Source organism: Streptomyces sp. Y1 (genome assembly GCF_041053115.1).
GTDB lineage: Bacteria > Actinomycetota > Actinomycetes > Streptomycetales > Streptomycetaceae > Kitasatospora > Kitasatospora rubellomurina.
In genome coordinates, this window is sequence record NZ_CP163445.1 from 6,064,084 (window position 1) to 6,083,250 (window position 19,167).

Below are 19,167 nucleotides of genomic sequence, written 5' to 3' on the forward strand. Positions count from 1 at the left end.
AAGGTCACTCCACGTGCTCGACGGACCGGGCCTAGAGCTCGCTCCAGCCCTGGTCCGGGTAGCGGTGCACCGGGGACGAGATGTCGTCCAGCGCGCCGCGGATCTCATCCGGAAGCGTAAGCGCCTCCACCGACAGCGCCGCCTGCAGCTGGGTCACCGTCCGGGCCCCGACCAGGGCGCTCGCCACGCCGGGGCGGTCGCGGACCCAGGCGAGGGCGACGGCCAGCGGGCTGCTGGCGAGCCCGTCCGCGGCGGTGGCGACGGCGTCCACGATCCGCCGCGACCGCTCCCCGAGGTACGGCTGGACGAACCCGGCCAGGTACGGCGAGGCGCCGCGCGAGTCCTGCGGGACGCCGTGCCGGTACTTGCCGGTCAGCACCCCGCGCCCGAGCGGCGAGCCGGCCAGGATCCCGACCCCGGCGTCCAGTGCGGCGGGCAGCGCCTCGCGCTCGATGCCGCGCTGCAGCAGCGAGTACTCCAGCTGCGCCCCGGCGAGCGGCACCCGGCCGTGGTGGGCGCGCTGCCAGGTGGCCGCCCTGGCGAGCTGCCACCCGCTGAAGTCGCAGACCCCGACGTAGCGGGCGCGCCCGGAGGTGACGGCGATGTCGAGGGCGCTCAGCGTCTCCTCGACCGGGGTCGCCGGGTCGAAGGCGTGCACCTGCCACAGGTCCACGTAGTCGGTGCCGAGCCGGCGCAGCGAGGCGTCCAGGGCGGCGAGCAGGTGGCCGCGCGAGCCGTCGAAGCGGCGGGCGGACTCGGGGGCGCTGCCGGCCTTGGTGGCGATGACGAGTTCGGAGCGCGGGATCAGGCTGTCGGTGAGGCGGGAGAGCAGGTACTCGGCGCCGCCGTCCGCGTACACGTCGGCGGTGTCGACCAGGTCGCCGCCGGCGTCGACGAACTCCTTGAGCTGCTCGGCGGCCTCGTGCTCGTCCGTGTCGCGGCCCCAGGTCATGGTGCCGAGGCCGAGCCGGGAGACCTGCAGGCCGGTTCGGCCGAGGTGACGCTTTTCCATCGGACGGGCCCTCCACTGGCCTGTAAACGCGCAGGTGGGGAGAGCGCTCCCCACGTCGGCAGAGCGTAGCGGCCGGTGTACGGGCAGGAGCGGAGACCCGCAGAAGGATCACGGCGGCCACGCGGCGGCGGTGTGACCCACCCCACTACTACCCGTCAGTATCCGACCGGCCGGGACACGATTACCCTCACCCCAAATCCCCCGACTGGAAGGTTCGGCAGATGCGACTGGGTATCAACCTCGGCTACTGGGGACTGGGCATGGACGCCGACAACATCGCCGTCGCCCAGGAGGCGGACCGGCTCGGCTACTCGGTCTGCTGGGCCGCCGAGGCGTACGGCTCGGACGCCGCGACGGTGCTCAGCTTCGTCGCCGCCAGGACCGAGCGGATCGACGTCGGCTCGGCCATCTTCCAGATCCCGGCCCGCACCCCCGCCATGACCGCGATGACCGCCGCGACGCTCGACACCCTCTCCGGCGGCCGCTTCCGCCTCGGCCTCGGAGTCTCCGGCCCGCAGGTCTCCGAGGGCTGGTACGGCGTGAAGTTCGACAAGCCGCTGGCCCGCACCCGCGAGTACGTGGAGATCGTCCGCAAGGCGATGTCCCGGGAGCGTCTGGTCCACGAGGGCGCGCACTGGACGCTGCCGCTGCCCGGCGGCCCCGGCAAGCCGATCAAGCTGACCGTGCACCCGGTGCGCGAGCGGATCCCGCTGTACATCGCCGCGATCGGCCCGAAGAACCTGGAGCTGACCGGTGAGATCGCGGACGGCTGGCTCGGCATCTTCTTCTCGCCCGAGCACGCCGCGCTCTCCCTCGACCCGCTGGCGGCCGGCCGGGCCAGGGCCGGCGCGACGCTGGACGGCTTCGACCTCTGCCCGACCGTCAACCTCGCGGTCGGCGAGGACATCGAGGCCGGCGTCGACGGTCTGCGCTCGTACGCCGCGCTCTACATCGGCGGCATGGGCAGCAAGGAGAAGAACTTCTACAACCAGCTGACCCGGCGCATGGGTTACGAGCGGGCCGCCGACGAGATCCAGGAGAAGTACCTGGCCAAGGACTACGCCGGCGCCGCGGCCGCCGTCCCGCACGACCTGATCGACGCCACCTCGCTGATCGGCGACACCGCCCGGATCGCCGACCGGATGCAGGCCTACGCCGAGGCGGGCGTCAGCACGCTCACCCTGGCCCCGTCCGGGCCCACCCTGGACGAGCGGGTCCGGGCGCTGCGCACCGGCGTCGAGGCCCTGGAGCGCGCCGGCCTCGCGTAGCGCAGCCACCCCGGTCCGCAGTCGCCCCGGCCCGCGGCCGTCCGGCCGTGGACCGGGGCTCCCCGCCCGGCCCGCGGAGGCCGTAGGCTGAGCCCCATGCCCACCTTGCTGCTCGTTCGTCACGGCCGCTCGACCGCGAACACCGCCGGGATCCTGGCCGGTTGGACGCCCGGTGTGGACCTCGACGACACCGGGCGCGGGCAGGCGGCCGCGCTGGCCGGCCGGCTCGCCGGCATCCCGCTGGTCCAGGTGGTGAGCAGCCCGCTGGAGCGCTGCCGGCAGACGCTGGAGCCGCTGCTGGCCGCTCGGCCGGAGCTGGGCCCGGCGACCGAGGACGAGCGGCTGGGGGAGTGCCACTACGGCGAGTGGACCGGCCGGCCGCTGGCCGAGCTGGCGAAGGAGCCGCTCTGGCGCACCGTGCAGGACCACGCCGCCGCCGCGGCCTTCCCCGGCGGCGAGTCGCTGCGCGAGCTGAGCCACCGTACGGTGAGCGCCGTCCGCGAGTGGAACGCCAAGGTCGCCGCCGAGCACGGCGAGGACGCGGTCTGGATCGCCTGTTCGCACGGTGACGTGATCAAGGCGGTGGTGGCCGACGCGCTCGGCCTGCACCTGGACCACTTCCAGCGGATCAGCGTCGAGCCGTGCTCGGTCACCGCGATCCGCTACACCCCGCAGCGGCCCTTCGTGTTGCGGATGGGCGACACCGGCGACCTCGCCTCCCTGGCGCCGAAGCCGCACGCCGCCCCGGCCGCGCCGGCCGGTGACGCCGTGGTGGGCGGCACCGCCTGAGGCGGCGGGTGCCAGGGCCGTTCCGGGGGCCGTTCGGGTCCCCGGCGACGGCCCGGAGGTCGTAGGGTGAGTCAGGGGCGCCCGTACGGCCCACCCCGCCCCCCGACGTCCGAACGACATCCGAACGACCCGGTGATCCGCGAGATCCCCGCGACCGACACGATCCGGAGCGAGAGCGTGCCCCGTCAGGTGTTCTTCTACGACCAGCCCGAGCGGTTCGTGGCCGGCACCGTCGGCCAGCCCGGCGCCCGGGCGTTCTACCTCCAGGCCAGCGCCCGCGGCCGGATCACCAGCGTGCTGCTGGAGAAGACCCAGGTCGCCGCGCTCGCCGAGCGGATCGAGGAGGTCCTGGACGAGGCGCTGCGGCGCAGCGGCGGCGACGCCGCCATCCCGGCCGCCGCCCCGAAGGACCTGCTCGACACCGCCCCGCTGGACCTGCCGCTGGAGCAGGAGTTCCGGGTCGGCACGATGGCGCTGGCCTGGGACAGCGCGGACGGCTGCCTGGTGGTCGAGGCGCAGGCGCTGATCGAGGAGGACGAGGAGGAGGAAGGCGCCGAGGCGATCTTCCGGGACGACGACACCGGCCCGGACATGCTGCGGGTGCGGCTGACCGGCGCGATGGCCCGGGTGTTCGCCAAGCGCGCGCTGGACCTGGTCGCGGCCGGCCGCAAGCCCTGCCCGTTCTGCAACCTGCCGCTCGACCCGGAGGGCCACCTGTGCCCGCGCGCGAACGGCTACCGGCGCTGAGCACCGACACCCCGCCGCAGGCGGACCCGGCGGCCGCGGCCGCCCTGGCCGCCGACGTGCCGGCCGCGCTCGACCTGCTGCGCCGGGGTGAACTGACCGTGCACGGCCGCCTCACCGAGGCCTCCAACGCCGCGCTGTACTGCACCGTCGAGCACGGGCCGCTCAGCGCGCAGGCCGTCTACAAGCCGGTGGCCGGCGAGCGCCCGCTGTGGGACTTCCCGGACGGCACGCTGGCCGGCCGCGAGGTCGCCGCGTACGAGGTGTCGGCCGCGACCGGCTGGGCGCTGATCCCGCCGACCGTGCTGCGCGAGGGCCCGCACGGGCCGGGCATGGTGCAGCTGTGGGTCGAGCCGGATCCGGGGGCCGAGCCGCTGCTCGCGCTGCAGGACCCGCGCGGCCCCGAGGAGGGCTGGCTGCCGATCGTCCGGGCCGAGGTGGAGGGCGGCCGCACCGCGCTGCTGGTGCACCACGACGACGGGCGGCTGCGCCGGCTCGCCGTGCTGGACGCGGTGCTCAACAACGCGGACCGCAAGGGCGGTCACCTGATCCCGGCCGCGGACGGCCGGGTGTACGGCATCGACCACGGCGTCACCTTCAACACCGAGGACAAGTTGCGCACCCTGCTGTGGGGTTGGGCGGGGGACCCGCTGCCCGCCGAGGCGCTGGAGGTGCTGGCCCGGCTGGCCGGGCAGTTGGAGGGCGAGCTGGCCGAGCGGCTGGCCCCGCACCTGACGGCGGCCGAACTGGACGCCACCCGGGCCCGGGTGGCCGCCCTGCGCGACTCGGGCCGGCACCCGCTGCCCTCCCGCGACTGGCCGGCGATCCCCTGGCCGCCGGTCTGATCCGCGCCCGGCGTCCGTGGTCTGGACCTGTCGCCGGAACAGGTCGCACACTGCTCCGATGGACGCGCGACGGACCACCCCCACCACCCCCGCCCCTCCCACCGCCACGCCCCGGGCCGCGCCGGACCTGCCGCTGCACCGCTTACAGGTCCCGCTGCCCCACCTGCTCCCCTTCGCCATCGGCAGCTTCGACACGATCGGCCCGCTCTCCCGCGCCGGCTTCCCCCACCGGCACTCCTTCTACGAGATCGTGCACGTCACCGGCGGGCGCGGCGCCCACGTCCTGGACCTGGTCCACCGGCCGCTGGCGCCACCGCAGTTGTGCGTGATCACGCCCGGCCAGGTGCACCACTGGGCGGACGGCGACGAACTCGCCGGCCGGGTGGTGCTGTTCAACGAGGACTTCCTGCTCGGCGACCCGCAGGACCTGGCCGCGCTGCGCGCCCTGGCCTCCCGCCCGGCCATCGACCTCGGCGAACACGCCGGGACGGTCGGCGCGTTGCTCGCCGACATGGAGCACGAGTACCGGACGCTGGCGCCCGGTTACCAGGGCGTGCTGCGGGCCAGCCTGCACATCCTGATCGTCCGGGCGCTGCGCGCCTGCGCGCCGGGCGAGCCGCCCGCGGTGGCCAGCCGGCCGGCCGAACTGGCCGCCGCCTTCACCCGGTTGATCGCCCGGCCGGGCGGGGTGCGGCACTCGGTGGCCTCCACGGCGCACGAACTCGGCGTCTCCCCGGGCCACTTGCAGAGCCTGGTGAAGCAGGCCACCGGGCACACCCCGGGCGGGCTGATCCGCCGGCAGCAGACGCTGGAGGCCAAACGGCTGCTGGCCTGCACTGATTTGACGATCAGTCAGGTCGCCCGGGAGGCGGGATTCGCCGATCCGGCGTACTTCTGCCGGTTCTTCCGCCGGGAGACCGGGATGACGCCGGGGGAGTTCCGTTCGCGGGTCGACGGAAATCACCACGATCCCCGGATCATGTCCATCGCGGTCGCCCCGGACGGGCCGTAGGTTCGTACTCGGCCACCGGCCGATCCCCGACGCGCGCGGTCGGGTCGGCCGGTTCGGCCCTTGTCATGCCCCCACCATGGCAAGGGCCGCCCCCACTCCCGGCACCCCACCCGTTCCGACACCCCCGAAGAGGAGAGGGCGCATGTCCGACGGCATGATCAGTCGCAAGACCGTCCTGAAGGCCGCCGCCGCGCTCGGGGCCGCGCCGCTGCTGATCGGCGGCGGGGTCGCACTCGCCCGCGACCAGGCCGGCGCCGGCCGCACTCCCGGCTTGACCCCGGAGTGCCACGACGGCGACGACCCCACCATCGAGCAGACCGAGGGGCCGTACTTCAAGCCCGACTCACCGCTGCGCAGCTCCATGGCCGGCGACGGCCCGGGCACCCGGCTGACCGTCAGCGGCTACGTCTTCGGCCGCGCCTGCCGGCCGATCCCCGGCGTGCTGCTGGACTTCTGGCAGGCCGACGACGGCGGCACCTACGACAACTCCGGCTACACCTTCCGCGGGCACCAGTTCAGCGACGCGAACGGCGCGTTCAGGCTGGACACCATCGTCCCCGGCCTCTACCCAGGCCGCACCCGGCACATCCACGTCAAACTGCAGGCCCCCGGCCGCCCGATCCTCACCACCCAGCTCTACTTCCCGGGCGAGCCGCGCAACAGCACCGACACCATCTACGACGCCCGGCTGCTGATGAACGTCCGGCAGAACGGCCCCGGCCGGGAGGGGACCTTCGACTTCGTCCTGGACGTGCCGCAGACCCCGAGCCCGACGCCCACGCCCACCGCGACGCCCACGCCCACCGCGACCCCGACCGGCGGTCCGACCACCCCGCCGAGCGGCAGCTGGGCCGCCGGCCGGTCGTACAACGCGGGCGACCGGGTCACCTACTCCGGCGTCTCCTACGTCTGCCTCCAGGCGCACACCGCCCTGGTGGGCTGGGAGCCGCCGAACGTGCCGGCCCTCTGGCGGCGGGTGTAGCGGCTCCGCCCGTCCACCCGGGGGAGCCGGGCGCCCGGTCGGCGGCAGGGCCGGCCGGGCGCTCACCCGTGCTCCCGGGGCCTGAACCGGCAGCGCGAGAACCGCTCACTACCAGTCGACAACCGGTCAGGCAACGACAGGAAGTGATTCCAGTCGATCTTTGTTACTGGTTAGGCTTTCAAATGTTCTCAAGGTTAAAGTCGATCCCATGCATGCCTGGCCCGCCTCCGAGGTTCCCGCCCTGCCTGGTCAGGGGCTCCCCCTCCGTATCTTCGACACCGCAGCGGGCACGGTCCGCGAGGTGGTGCCGCAGGACGGCACCGCCCGGATCTACGTCTGCGGCATCACGCCCTACGACGCGACCCACATGGGCCACGCCGCCACCTACAACGCGTTCGACCTGGTGCAGCGCGTCTGGAAGGACGCCGGCCACGACGTCCTGTACATCCAGAACGTCACCGACGTCGACGACCCCCTGCTGCAGCGCGCGGTCGAGACCGGCCAGGACTGGGTGGCCCTGGCCGAGCGCGAGACGGCCCTGTTCCGCGAGGACATGACCGCCCTGCGGCTGCTCCCCCCGGCGCACTACGTGGGCGCCGTCGAGTCGATCCCGTGGATCGTCCCGCTGGTCCAGAAGCTGCTGGCCTCCGGCGCCGCCTACAAGGTCGACGAGGACATCTACTTCTCCGTCGACGCCGACCCGCACTTCGGCGAGGTCTCCGGCCTCACCCGCGAGGCCATGCGCCCGGTCTTCGCCGAGCGCGGCGGCGACCCGGACCGCCCCGGCAAGCGCAACCCGCTCGACGCGCTGCTCTGGCTGGCCGCCCGCCCGGGCGAGCCCGCCTGGGACACCGAGCTCGGCCACGGCCGCCCCGGCTGGCACATCGAGTGCGTGGCCATCGCGCTGCAGTACCTGGGCATGTCCTTCGACCTCCAGGGCGGCGGCAGCGACCTGTCCTTCCCGCACCACGAGATGGGCGCCTCGCACGCCCAGGTCGCCACCGGCGGCCACCCGTACGCCAAGGCGTACGTGCACGCCGGCATGGTCGCCCTGGACGGCAAGAAGATGTCCAAGTCCCGCGGCAACCTGGTCTTCGTCTCCACCCTGCGCCGCGAGGGCGTCGACCCGGCGGCGATCCGCCTGGCGCTGCTCTCGCACCACTACCGCCAGGACTGGGAGTGGACCAAGGGCGTCCTGGACGAGGCCGTCGAGCGCCTCGCCCGCTGGCGCGCCGCCGTCTCCCGGCCGGACGGTCCGGCCGCCGAGCAGCTGCTCGCCGAGGTCCGCTCGGCGCTGGCGAACGACCTGGACGCGCCCGCCGCGCTGGCCGCCGTCGACCGCTGGGCGGCGCAGCAGGAGACCGAGGGCGGCACCGACATCGGCGCCCCCGGCCTGGTCACCCGCACCGTGGACGCCCTGCTCGGCGTCGCGCTGTAACCGACTCGTACGCAACGCCGAAGGGGCGTCAGGACACCTGGTCCTGACGCCCCTTCGGCGTTCCCGCCCCGACGTGCGGCGACTACTCCTCCTCGGCCCCGTCCGGGCTCTCCCGGGCCGGGCCCGGCGCCTCCGGCTCGGCCGGCCGTTCCGCCGTCGCGTGCCCGGCCACCGGCTTCTCGCCGGTCGGCCCGACGTTCTCCCGGCGGCGCAGGTAGCGCTCGAACTCGCGGGCGATGGCGTCGCCCGAGGCCTCCGGCAGCTCGGCGGTGTCCTGCGCCTCCTCCAGCTGCTGCACGTACTCGGCGACCTCGCTGTCCTCGGCGGCCAGCTGGTCCACGCCGATCTGCCAGGCCCGGGCGTCCTCGCCGAGCTCGCCCGGCGGGATCCGCAGGTCCAGCAGGTCCTCCAGCTTGTTGACCAGCGCGAGGGTCGCCTTCGGGTTCGGCGGCTGCGACACGTAGTGCGGCACCGCCGCCCAGAGCGTCACGGCCGGCACCCCGGCGTGCGTGCAGGCCTCCTGCAGCACCCCGACGATCCCGGTCGGGCCCTCGTAGCGGCTCTCCTCCAGGTCCAGCCGGCGGGCCAGCTCCGGGTCGGAGGTGACGCCGCTGACCGGCACCGGGCGGCTGTGCGGGGTGTCCCCGAGCAGCGCGCCCAGGATCACCACCAGCTCGATGCCCAGCTCGTGCGCGAAGCCCAGCAGCTCGTTGCAGAACGAGCGCCAGCGCATGCTCGGCTCGATCCCGCGCACCAGCACGACGTCGCGGGTGGTCGGCTCGGTCACCCGGATCACCGAGAGCCTGGTGGTGGGCCAGGTGATCCGGCGGATGCCGCCGTCCAGCCAGATCGTCGGCCGGTTGACCTGGAAGTCGTAGTAGTCCTCAGCGTCCAGGGCGGCGATCACCTTGCCGCCCCAGGTCTCGTCCAGGTGGGCGAGTGCGGCGGAGGCGGCGTCGCCCGCGTCGTTCCAGCCCTCGAAGGCGCAGACCATCACCGGGTCGATCAACTCGGGAACATTTTCCAGCTCGATCACCCAGCGTCTCCCTCCGGTCGGTGGCCCCACCGGCGCCGCCCCGGCTGTCCTGCCGGGCCGCGACGGATCGGCCGCCGACGGTCGAACCTCTCGTCTCCCGTGGAACGCCTAGCTCCACGGTCCCTACCTGCCCAGCCTACGGGCTTTGATGCGCCCGGGGCCCCGGGCGTCCGGGCACCGGGACAGTCTGGGGGAGCGGGCCGCCCCGATCCAGCGGATATCGGGACGGGGCGGCCCGACGGGCCGTCGGCCCGCGCACGGTGGCCGGCCGGTGACCCGGTGCGACGGGCGTGCCGCCCGGGCCCGGCGGCGCGATGATGAACGGGCGGGGGCCGGGCGGAAGGGGCCGGAGCGATGAGGCGATGGCTGTGGATCGGCGCGGGAACGGCGACGGTGACGGCGGCCGGCGCCGGGCTGCTGCTGGCGGATCGGGCCGGCCGGCGGCTGCCCGTCGAGCACGTCACCGAGGGCGGGCTGGAGCTGGCCCAGTCGCCCGGCGCGGTCTGGGAGGTGCTGACCGACATCGACCTGTACCCGGCCTGGCGCCCCGAGCTCACCCACGTCGAGCGGCTGCCCGCCGCGGCCGGCGGCCGCCCGCGCTGGCGCGAGTACGGCCGGCACGGCCACACCACCTACGAGGTGGTGGCGGACGAGGCGCCGCACCGGCTGGTGACCGGCATCGCGGACCCGGACCTGCCGTACGGCGGCACCTGGACCTTCCAGCTGGCCCCGGCGGGGGAGGGCTGCTCGCTGACCGTCACCGAGCGCGGCGAGGTCCGCAAACCGCTGTACCGGGCCGTCTCGCACTACCTGACCGGCGAGGACGCCGGGGTGCACCGGTTCCTGGCCGCGCTGGCCCACCGGATGGCCGCGCCGGCCGAGGCCGCTTAGGGCTCGACCCAGCCGCGCCGGTAGTCCGCCCAGTTCTCGGGCGTCGCGGCGAAGTCCACGTACAGCGCGACGCCGAAGTTGCGCCGCCCCGGGTCCTGCCGGCCGAGGCCCAGCCGCACGCCGCGCACGGCCGCCGGGACCGTCTCGGCGTCGCCCCAGTGGCCCCACTTGTCGTCCCGGAAGAACGGCAGGCCCATCAGCAGGTCGACGTCCGGCGGGGTGGCCTCCAGCGCCAGCTCGGTCTGCAGCGCGACGTAGCCGCCGTACAGCGGTTCGGTGGGCATCGAGGTGTCGTAGCTCATCACCGCGATCTGGTCGACCCGGCGGGCGGTCGCGCGGAAGTAGTCCTGGTCCCACCACTTGCCGTGGTCGGTGAGCAGGATGCCGGCGGTGTGCAGCCCGGGCACCGGGTCGATCTGCGGGACGGCCACCGACAGCAGGGCACCGCGTGCGGCCGTCACCGGGCGGACCTGGTCCAGCAGGGCGAGCCAGCCGGCCGTGCCGGGGCGGATCGGTTCCATGTCGAAGTGCACGCCGTCGAAGCCCTGGTCCAGCACCTGCCGGGCGGCGGCGGTGACCCGCTCCCGGGTGGGGGCGTCGTCGAGGTCCAGGGCGTCCTTCTCCGGCTTGACCTCGTCGCCCAGCCAGCCCTGCACCCGTACGCCGGGCAGCGCCCGGTGCGCGGCCTCGGTGAACCAGCGGGCCTTCGGGTGGACGGCGGGCGGCAGCGAGCCGTCGTGCTCCAGCGGGCCGGTGTGGACGTACAGGTCGCGGATGCCGGTGCCGGCCAGCTGCCGGGCGAGCGCCGCGACGTCGGCCTCGGTCTTGCGGCCGTCCACCCAGGCGTGGCCGAGCCAGACGGCGTCCCTGCCCCGGGTGCGGGCGTCGGCGGACGGTTCACCCGAGTAGTGCAGCCGGATCGCGGCGAACGCCGAGCCCAGCGTGGCGGCCGGGACGGCCGCCGCGACGACCAGGACCAGGAGCGTCCGGCGCCACCAGGACCAGGCGCGCCAGCGGTCGCGCACCGTACGGAACGGCGCCGCCAGAGCCCGGCCGACACGTCGCGGAACTGTCCGGAACCGGCTCACGCGGATGCTCCCCCCAAGCAGTCGAACGCTCAGCATACGGAATGCGGCGGCGCGGGCCTGGACAAGCCGGATACGCTGGCGACGTGCGCGCCCGATCAAGCGGGCCGCAAAGCCGACAGCCGTCGCACCAGGGAGAAGCCCCATGGCCACTGCAGCCGATCCGTCCATCACCCAGCAGAGCCGCGCGAACGCGCTGCGTGAAGCACTCGCCACCCGGGTGGTGGTGGCCGATGGTGCGATGGGCACCATGCTCCAGGCGCAGGACCCGACCATGGAGGACTTCCAGAACCTCGAGGGCTGCAACGAGGTCCTGAACATCACCCGGCCCGACATCGTCCGTTCCGTCCACGAGGCCTACTTCGGCGTCGGCGTGGACTGCGTGGAGACCAACACCTTCGGCGCCAACTTCTCGGCGCTCGGCGAGTACGAGATCTCGGAGCGCATCTTCGAGCTGTCCGAGGCCGGCGCCCGGATCGCCCGTGAGGTCGCGGACGGGCACGCCGCCGCGGACGGCCGCACCCGCTGGGTGCTCGGCTCGATCGGCCCCGGCACCAAGCTGCCGACCCTCGGCCACGCCCCGTACGAGGTCCTGCGGGACGGCTTCCAGCAGAACGCGGCCGGCCTGATCGCGGGCGGCGCCGACGCGCTGCTGGTCGAGACCAGCCAGGACCTGCTGCAGACCAAGGCCGCCATCCTCGGCTCCAAGCGCGCCCTCGCCGAGGCCGGGCTGGACCTGCCGGTGCTGGTGCAGGTGACGGTCGAGACCACCGGCACCATGCTGCTCGGCTCGGAGATCGGCGCCGCGCTCACCGCGCTGGAGCCGCTGGGCGTCGACTACATCGGCCTGAACTGCGCCACCGGCCCGGCCGAGATGAGCGAGCACCTGCGCTACCTGGCCAAGAACGCCCGGATCGGCCTGTCCTGCATGCCGAACGCGGGCCTGCCGGTGCTCGGCAAGGACGGCGCCCACTACCCGCTGTCCCCGGCCGAACTGGCCGACGCGCACGACGTGTTCACCCGCGAGTACGGCCTCTCGCTGGTCGGCGGCTGCTGCGGCACCACCCCCGAGCACCTGCGCCAGGTGGTCGAGCGCGTCCAGGGCCGCCCGATCTCCCCGCGCGACCCGCAGCCCGAGCCCGCGGCCGCCTCGCTGTACCAGGCGGTGCCGTTCCGTCAGGACACCTCGTACCTGGCGATCGGCGAGCGCACCAACGCCAACGGCTCGAAGAAGTTCCGCGAGTCGATGCTGGCCGGCGACTGGCAGGCCTGCGTGGAGATCGCCCGCGACCAGATCCGGGACGGCTCCCACCTGCTGGACCTGTGCGTCGACTACGTCGGCCGCGACGGCGTCGCCGACATGAAGGAGATCGCGGGCCGGCTGGCCACCGCCTCCACCCTGCCGATCGTGCTGGACTCCACCGAGCCGGACGTCCTGCGGGCCGGCCTGGAGGCCCTGGGCGGCCGCGCGGTGCTCAACTCGGTCAACTACGAGGACGGCAACGCCCCGGACTCCCGCTTCGGCCGGATCGCCTCGCTGGCCCGCGAACACGGCGCCGGCCTGATCGCGCTGACCATCGACGAGCAGGGCCAGGCCCGCACCGCCGACGCCAAGGTGGAGATCGCCGAGCGGCTCATCGCCGAACTCACCGCCGACTACGGCATCGACGAGGGCTCGATCCTGGTCGACTGCCTCACCTTCACCCTGGCCACCGGCCAGGAGGAGTCCCGCAAGGACGGCATCGAGACCATCGAGGCGATCCGCGAGCTCAAGCGCCGCCACCCGAAGGTGCAGACCACCCTCGGCCTGTCGAACATCTCCTTCGGCCTCAACCCGGCCGCCCGCGTGGTGCTCAACTCGGTCTTCCTGCACGAGTGCGTGGAGGCCGGCCTGGACTCGGCGATCGTGCACGCCTCCAAGATCCTGCCGATCTCCCGGATCCCCGAGGAGCAGCGCGAGGTCGCCCTCGACCTGATCCACGACCGCCGCCGGGACGGCTACGACCCGCTGCAGCGCCTGCTGGAGCTGTTCGCCAACGTCTCCAGCGCCGACGTCAAGGCCTCCAAGGCCGAGGAGCTGGCCGCCCTCCCGCTGGACGAGCGGCTGCAGCGCCGGATCATCGACGGCGAGCGCAACGGCCTGGAGGCCGACCTGGACGAGGCGCTGGCCGGGCGCCCCGCGCTGGAGATCATCAACGAGACCCTGCTGGCCGGCATGAAGGTGGTCGGCGAGCTCTTCGGCTCCGGCCAGATGCAGCTGCCGTTCGTGCTCCAGTCCGCCGAGGTGATGAAGACCGCGGTGGCCCACCTGGAGCCGCACATGGAGAAGTCCGACAGCGAGGGCAAGGGCACCATCGTGCTGGCCACCGTCAAGGGCGACGTCCACGACATCGGCAAGAACCTGGTCGACATCATCCTGTCCAACAACGGCTACAACGTGGTCAACCTGGGCATCAAGCAGCCGGTCTCGGCGATCCTGGACGCCGCCAAGGAGCACAACGCGGACGTGATCGGCATGTCCGGCCTGCTGGTGAAGTCCACCGTGATCATGAAGGAGAACCTGGAGGAGCTGAACCAGCGCAAGCTGGCGTCCAGTTACCCGGTGATCCTCGGCGGCGCGGCGCTCACCCGCGCCTACGTCGAGCAGGACCTGCACGAGATCTACGAGGGCGAGGTCCGCTACGCCCGGGACGCCTTCGAGGGCCTGCGGCTGATGGACGCGCTGATCGCGGTCAAGCGCGGCGTGCCCGGCGCGACCCTGCCGGAGCTGAAGCAGCGCCGGCACGCCCGGGCGGAGGTCCAGGAGCCGGAGCCCGAGGTCAACCTCGGCCAGATCCGCTCGGACGTCGCGGTCGACAACCGGGTCCCGACCCCGCCGTTCTGGGGCGACCGGATCGTCAAGGGCATCCCGTTCGCCGACTACGCCTCCTGGCTGGACGAGGACGCGCTGTTCAAGGGGCAGTGGGGCCTGAAGGCCGCCCGCTCCGGCGAGGGCCCGTCCTACGAGGAGCTGGTGGAGACCGAGGGCCGGCCGCGGCTGCGCGCCTGGCTGGACCGGCTGCAGACCGAGGGCTGGCTGGAGCCGGCCGTCGTCTACGGCTACTACCCGGCGAACTCCAAGGGCGACGACCTGGTCGTCTTCCACGAGGACGGCACCGAGCGCACCCGCTTCACCTTCCCCCGCCAGCGGCGCGGGCGCCGGCTCTGCCTGGCCGACTTCTTCCGCCCGGAGGAGTCCGGCGAGCGGGACGTCCTCGGCCTGCAGGTGGTCACCATGGGCAACCGGATCTCCGAGGCGGCCAACGAGCTGTTCGCCGGGAACTCCTACCGCGACTACCTGGAGCTGCACGGCCTGTCCGTCCAACTGGCCGAGGCGCTGGCCGAGTTCTGGCACGCCCGGGTCCGCTTCGAGCTGGGCTTCTCGGACGAGGACCCGCAGGACGTCAGGGACATGTTCGCGCTCAAGTACCGCGGCGCCCGCTTCTCGCTCGGCTACGGGGCCTGCCCCGAGCTGGAGGACCGCGCCAAGATCACCGAGCTGCTGAAGCCGGAGCGGATCGGCGTGGTGCTGTCCGAGGAGTTCCAGCTGCACCCGGAGCAGTCCACCGACGCGATCGTGATCCACCACCCGGAGGCGAAGTACTTCAACGCGCGGTAACCCGGCTGCCCCGTTCCGTTGGCTCTTTCCGGAGGCGGCGGGCGTATCCTTGATGATCCTGAACGGGCCGGTCCGCTCACCAGCGGGCCGGCCTGTGCCATCCCCGAGGTGCGCCGTGGCGCAGCGAGGGGCACTGCCGGAAGGACTCCCGCCATGACCACCATCTCCACCGCCACGCGCGTGCTCGACCACGGTGACCGGGGCCTGCAGGCGGTGCTGCTGGACATGGACGGGACGCTGGTGGACACCGAGGACTTCTGGTGGCAGGCCGAGGCCTCGCTCTTCGCCGAGCTGGGCCACCGGCTGGACGAGGCGGACCGCGCCCACGTGGTCGGCGGCCCGATGACCCGGGTGATGGAGTACCTGGTCGCCCGCACCGGGGCGGACATCTCCCCGGCCGACCTCGGCGTCCTGGTGAACGAGCGCTTCGTGGAGCTGCTGGCCGGCGGCGTGCCGCTCATGCCGGGCGCCGAGCGGCTGCTCAACACCCTTGACGCGCACGGGATCCCGGCCGCCCTGGTGTCCGCCTCGCACCGGCACGTGATCGACATCGTGCTGCGCTCGCTGGGCCCCGAGCACTTCGCCTTCAGCATCGGCGGGGACGAGGTGGCGCGCACCAAGCCCTTCCCGGACCCGTACCTGGAGGCGGCCCGCCGGCTGGGCGCCGAGCCGGCCCGCTGTGTGGTGGTCGAGGACACCCCGACCGGGGTGCGCGCGGGCGAGGCGGCCGGCTGCCAGGTGATCGCGGTGCCCTCGGTGGCGCCGATCGAGCCGGCGCCGGGGCGGCTGGTGGTCTCCTCGCTGGAGCAGGTGGACCTCGACCTGCTGCGGTCGCTGGTCACCGCGCGAGTGTGATTGTCATCTCATTGCGGGCGCGCCCTACTCGCCGGTAAGGGGCCTGGGCCTCCACGTCACGCACGGTGACCGGGGGAGAAAACGGTCATTGTCTGACAAGTCGTCGGGGCGGGCGCACTGCCCACAAGGGCCGTGTCCCAAACGTCATCTTCGCGGGTATCGGTCGTACATGTTCGATATGGCACGCTACTCGGGTTCGCCGCCGGCTCCGCCGGACCGCACCCAGAAGGAACACGTGCCCGTGAAGACTCCCGCCAGACGCCTGTCAGTTCTCGGCTGCGCCGGTCTGGTCGCCGTGACGGTGGCCGGCTGCGGATCGGTCACCGACGCCGTCAACGGCGACGGCGGCAGCAAGTCGATCACCATGGGCACCCGCGGCCTCACCAGCGTCCTGGACCCGGCCGGCGCCTACGACACCGGCTCGTGGCTGGTGCTCTCCAACACCTTCCAGTCGCTGCTCGCCTTCCCTCCCGCCGCCAGCGCCCCGACCCCGGACGCCGCCCAGTCCTGCGAGTTCGTCAGCGGTGACACCACCCAGTACCACTGCGTGCTCCGCCCCGGTCAGAAGTTCGCCAACGGCCACGCCCTCACCGCCGCCGACGTCGTGTTCTCGATCCAGCGGACCAAGAAGATCAAGGACCCGAACGGTCCGGGCGGCCTGCTGGACACGATCAAGTCGGTCGAGGCGAAGGGCGACAACGAGGTGGTCTTCCACCTCTCCGCACCCGACGCGACCCTGCCGGCCAAGCTGGCCACCCCGGCCGGCGCCATCGTCGACCACGAGGTCTACCCGGCCGACAAGCTGCTCGACAACGACAAGGTCGTCGGCTCCGGCCCGTACAAGCTCGACTCGGTCGAGACCATGACCCCCCAGGGCGGTAGCGCCAAGGTCCTCGCCAAGGTCGTGCTGACTCCCAACGGCAAGTACGCCGGCGACGCCAAGCTGCAGAACGACAAGTTCACCGTGCGGTACTTCGACAGCCCCACCGCGCTGAAGGACGAGTTGGACAAGGGCGGTGTCGACCTCACCGACAACAGCCTGGAGCCGAACACCGCCGCCCGGATCCTCGACGACCAGCAGAGCGGCAAGGGCGACCTGACCGTCGTCGAGGGCGAGAGCTCCGACACCAACTCGATCGCCTTCAACACCAAGGACGCCACCACCGGGAACCTCGCCGTCCGTCAGGCCGTGGCGCAGCTGGTCGACCGGAAGGCCCTCGCCCGCGACGTCTTCGCGCGCACCGTCCAGCCGCTGTACTCGATGGTCCCGACCGGCATCACCGGCCACAACACCGCCTTCTACGACAAGTACGGCGACCCCGACGTCGCCAAGGCCAAGGCGATCCTCGCCGCCGCCAAGGTCCCCCTGCCGGTCAAGCTCAACCTCGCCTCGGGGCGCTCGCGCACCGGCACCAACGAGATCGACACGCTGAAGCGCCAGTTGGAGACCGGCGGCCTGTTCCAGGTCACCGCCCAGGTGGAGAACGACTCGGCCGCCTACCAGAAGGGCCGGAGCGAGGGCAAGTACCAAGCGTACCTGGTCGGTTGGACCGCGGACTACCCGGACCCCGACAACTACATCGGGCCGCTGGTCACCGAGGACAGCGTCTACCGCACCGGGTGGGAGGACGACCGGATCAGTCAGAAGCTGCTGCCGGACGGCCTCAAGCAGGCCGACCGCGGCGCCACGAACGGGATCTACAACCAGGTCCAGGGCATCGTCGCGGAGAACGTGCCGCTGATCCCGATGTTCCAGAGCAAGGCCTTCTTCGCGGCCAAGCCGTACGTCACCGGCGTCGAGTCGACCATCGACACCACCGGCGTCTTCCGCTTCTGGGAGATCGGCCGCAACAAGAAGAAGTAGCGCCCCGCGCACGGCGGCCCGCCGCCTCCCCCGAGCCCGGGGGAGGCGGCGGGCCGCTCGGCGTCCTACAGGGTGCCCGGGCGCACCAGCCCGCTCTCGTACGCGTACACCGCCGCCTGCACCCGGTCGCGCAGCTGGAGCTTGGTCAGCACGTGGCCCACGTGGGTCTTCACCGTGGTCTCGCTGACGAACAGCTCGGCCGCGATCTCCGCGTTCGACAGGCCGCGCGCCACCAGCTTCAGCACCTCCAACTCCCGCTCGGTCAGGGCCCCGAGGGCCTGCGGCGGGGCCTCCTCGCCGGACGGCAGCTTGGTGGCGTACATGTCCAGCAGTCGGCGGGTGATGCTCGGCGCCAGCATCGCCGCGCCGTCCGCGACCACCCGGATCGCCTGCACCAGCTCCTCCGCCGGGACGTCCTTCAGCAGGAAGCCGCTGGCGCCCGCGCGCAGCGCCTCCACCACGTACTCGTCCAGGTCGAAGGTGGTCAGCACCAGTACCTTGGCCGGGCCGTCGCGCCCCGGCCCGGCGATCCGGCGGGTCGCCTCGACGCCGTCCATCCGCGGCATCCGGATGTCCATCAGCACCACGTCGGGCTGCAGCGCCCGCACCTGGTCCAGCGCCTGCTGGCCGTCACCGGCCTCGCCGACCACCACCAGGTCGGACTCGGCCTCCAGGATCATCCGGAAACCGGTGCGCAGCAGCGGCTGGTCGTCGACCAGCAGCACTCGGATCGTCACTCGGACTCCTTGCTCATCGGATCCCCCGTGGGATCGTGCTCATTCCGACGTTCGGGCCTGCAGCGGCAGCGGGTACGGCGGCGGGGTGCCGCCGAACTCCGGGCAGCTGGCCTGGTGGTCGCACCAGTCGCAGAGCCGGTTGCGGGTCGCCGGGAAGTCCCCGGTGGCCACCGCGTGGCTGATCCGCTCCCAGAGCGCCTGCAGCTTGCGCTCCACCGCCAGCAGGTCGGCCTCGTCCGGGTCGTAGCTCACCACGTTCCCGCCGCCGCCGAGGTAGACCAGCTGCAGCCGCTTGGGGACCACGCCCTTCCACCGCCACACGACCAGCGCGTAGAACTTCATCTGGAACATCGCCTTGCCCTCGAAGTCCCGCGAGGGCGCCCGGCCGGTCTTGTAGTCCACCAGCCGGACCTCGCCGGTCGGGGCGACGTCGACCCGGTCGATGTAGCCGCGCAGCAGCAGCCCCGACTCCAGCGCCGTCTCCACGTACAGCTCCCGCTCCACCGGGTGCAGCCGGGTCGGGTCCTCCAGCGCGAACCACTGGCCGACCAGCTTCTCGGCGTCCGCCAGCCAGCGGGTCAGCGCCGCGCCGTCCGGGTCCTCCGGGAACAACCCGCCCAGCTCCGGCCGTTCCCCCAGCAGCCGCTCCCACTGGGGGCGCAGCAGACCCAGCGCCCGCTCCGGCGTCCGCTCGGCCGCCGGGCTGTCGAACAGCCGCTCCAGCACCGCGTGCACCAGGGTGCCCCGGGTCGCGGCGGCGCTCGGCGGCTCCGGCAGCCGGTCGATCACCCTCAGCCGGTACAGCAGGGGGCAGGTCAGGAAGTCCCCCGCGCGGGACGGGGACAGGCCGGTCGGCGGCGCCGCCGGGCGGGGCGCGGCCCCGGCGGCGGCGGGGGTGTCGGTCTGCTGCATGCCTACGACCCTATTGCCCCTCGCTGCCATCCCGCTGCC

16 protein-coding genes are annotated in these 19,167 nt (G+C 73.1%); 11 read left to right on the forward strand and 5 right to left on the reverse strand.

Annotated features, from left to right (window positions below):
- Positions 1-31 precede the first annotated feature (31 nt).
- A complete protein-coding gene (locus tag AB2U05_RS26495; RefSeq protein WP_045697503.1) occupies positions 32-1,012 on the reverse strand; it encodes an aldo/keto reductase in 981 nt (326 codons plus the stop codon).
- A 221-nt stretch (positions 1,013-1,233) separates the two neighbouring features.
- Between AB2U05_RS26495 and AB2U05_RS26500 the strand changes: the two genes are divergently transcribed.
- The 7 genes from AB2U05_RS26500 (at position 1,234) to mshC (ending at position 8,090) form a co-directional block, all read left to right on the forward strand.
- Positions 1,234-2,280, forward strand: coding sequence for an LLM class F420-dependent oxidoreductase (locus AB2U05_RS26500; protein WP_045697505.1), 1,047 nt, complete (start codon positions 1,234-1,236; stop codon positions 2,278-2,280).
- A 96-nt stretch (positions 2,281-2,376) separates the two neighbouring features.
- On the forward strand, positions 2,377-3,069 hold the full coding sequence (locus AB2U05_RS26505) for a histidine phosphatase family protein (protein WP_045697507.1): 693 nt from the start codon (positions 2,377-2,379) through the stop codon (positions 3,067-3,069).
- A gap of 177 nt (positions 3,070-3,246) precedes the next feature.
- On the forward strand, positions 3,247-3,816 hold the full coding sequence (locus AB2U05_RS26510; RefSeq protein WP_045697610.1) for a DUF3090 domain-containing protein: 570 nt from the start codon (positions 3,247-3,249) through the stop codon (positions 3,814-3,816).
- A 44-nt stretch (positions 3,817-3,860) separates the two neighbouring features.
- Positions 3,861-4,658 carry an SCO1664 family protein gene (locus AB2U05_RS26515; RefSeq protein ID WP_045697613.1) on the forward strand — a complete coding sequence of 266 codons (798 nt, stop codon included), beginning with the start codon at positions 3,861-3,863 and terminating at the stop codon, positions 4,656-4,658.
- A gap of 58 nt (positions 4,659-4,716) precedes the next feature.
- Positions 4,717-5,670, forward strand: coding sequence for an AraC family transcriptional regulator (locus tag AB2U05_RS26520; protein WP_369184453.1), 954 nt, complete (start codon positions 4,717-4,719; stop codon positions 5,668-5,670).
- A 142-nt stretch (positions 5,671-5,812) separates the two neighbouring features.
- On the forward strand, positions 5,813-6,652 hold the full coding sequence (locus AB2U05_RS26525) for a carbohydrate-binding protein (RefSeq protein ID WP_369184454.1): 840 nt from the start codon (positions 5,813-5,815) through the stop codon (positions 6,650-6,652).
- Positions 6,653-6,860: 208 nt separating this feature from the next.
- Positions 6,861-8,090, forward strand: a complete 1,230-nt coding sequence (gene mshC, locus AB2U05_RS26530; protein WP_045697512.1) for a cysteine--1-D-myo-inosityl 2-amino-2-deoxy-alpha-D-glucopyranoside ligase — start codon at positions 6,861-6,863, stop codon at positions 8,088-8,090.
- Between the two features lie 82 nt (positions 8,091-8,172).
- Here mshC and AB2U05_RS26535 read toward each other — a convergent pair whose 3' ends face one another.
- Complete coding sequence (locus tag AB2U05_RS26535; protein ID WP_369184455.1) at positions 8,173-9,126, reverse strand: PAC2 family protein; 954 nt, start codon at positions 9,124-9,126, stop codon at positions 8,173-8,175.
- Between the two features lie 354 nt (positions 9,127-9,480).
- Here AB2U05_RS26535 and AB2U05_RS26540 point away from each other — a divergent pair, with 354 nt between their 5' ends.
- Positions 9,481-10,017 carry an SRPBCC domain-containing protein gene (locus AB2U05_RS26540; protein ID WP_078860030.1) on the forward strand — a complete coding sequence of 179 codons (537 nt, stop codon included), beginning with the start codon at positions 9,481-9,483 and terminating at the stop codon, positions 10,015-10,017.
- Here the strand turns inward: AB2U05_RS26540 and AB2U05_RS26545 are convergent.
- The gene (locus AB2U05_RS26545) at positions 10,014-11,042 is read right to left on the reverse strand and encodes a hypothetical protein (RefSeq protein WP_369184456.1); all 1,029 of its coding nucleotides are present in this window, start codon (positions 11,040-11,042) and stop codon (positions 10,014-10,016) included. The genes AB2U05_RS26540 and AB2U05_RS26545 overlap by 4 nt on opposite strands.
- 205 nt (positions 11,043-11,247) lie before the next feature.
- Here AB2U05_RS26545 and metH point away from each other — a divergent pair, with 205 nt between their 5' ends.
- From metH to AB2U05_RS26560, 3 genes are all read left to right on the forward strand, one after another.
- On the forward strand, positions 11,248-14,760 hold the full coding sequence (gene metH / locus AB2U05_RS26550) for a methionine synthase (protein ID WP_045697520.1): 3,513 nt from the start codon (positions 11,248-11,250) through the stop codon (positions 14,758-14,760).
- Between the two features lie 153 nt (positions 14,761-14,913).
- The gene (locus AB2U05_RS26555) at positions 14,914-15,615 is read left to right on the forward strand and encodes an HAD family phosphatase (protein ID WP_045710209.1); all 702 of its coding nucleotides are present in this window, start codon (positions 14,914-14,916) and stop codon (positions 15,613-15,615) included.
- 241 nt (positions 15,616-15,856) lie between these two features.
- Positions 15,857-17,479 (forward strand): ABC transporter substrate-binding protein, encoded by a 1,623-nt coding sequence (locus AB2U05_RS26560; RefSeq protein WP_369184457.1) that lies wholly within the window; start codon positions 15,857-15,859, stop codon positions 17,477-17,479.
- A 65-nt stretch (positions 17,480-17,544) separates the two neighbouring features.
- On the opposite strand, the gene AB2U05_RS26565 is transcribed toward AB2U05_RS26560, so the two are convergent.
- A complete protein-coding gene (locus AB2U05_RS26565; RefSeq protein WP_045697526.1) occupies positions 17,545-18,216 on the reverse strand; it encodes a response regulator transcription factor in 672 nt (223 codons plus the stop codon).
- Positions 18,217-18,255: 39 nt separating this feature from the next.
- Positions 18,256-19,128 (reverse strand): RecB family exonuclease, encoded by an 873-nt coding sequence (locus AB2U05_RS26570; protein WP_052706588.1) that lies wholly within the window; start codon positions 19,126-19,128, stop codon positions 18,256-18,258.
- Between the last annotated feature and the right edge of the window lie 39 nt (positions 19,129-19,167).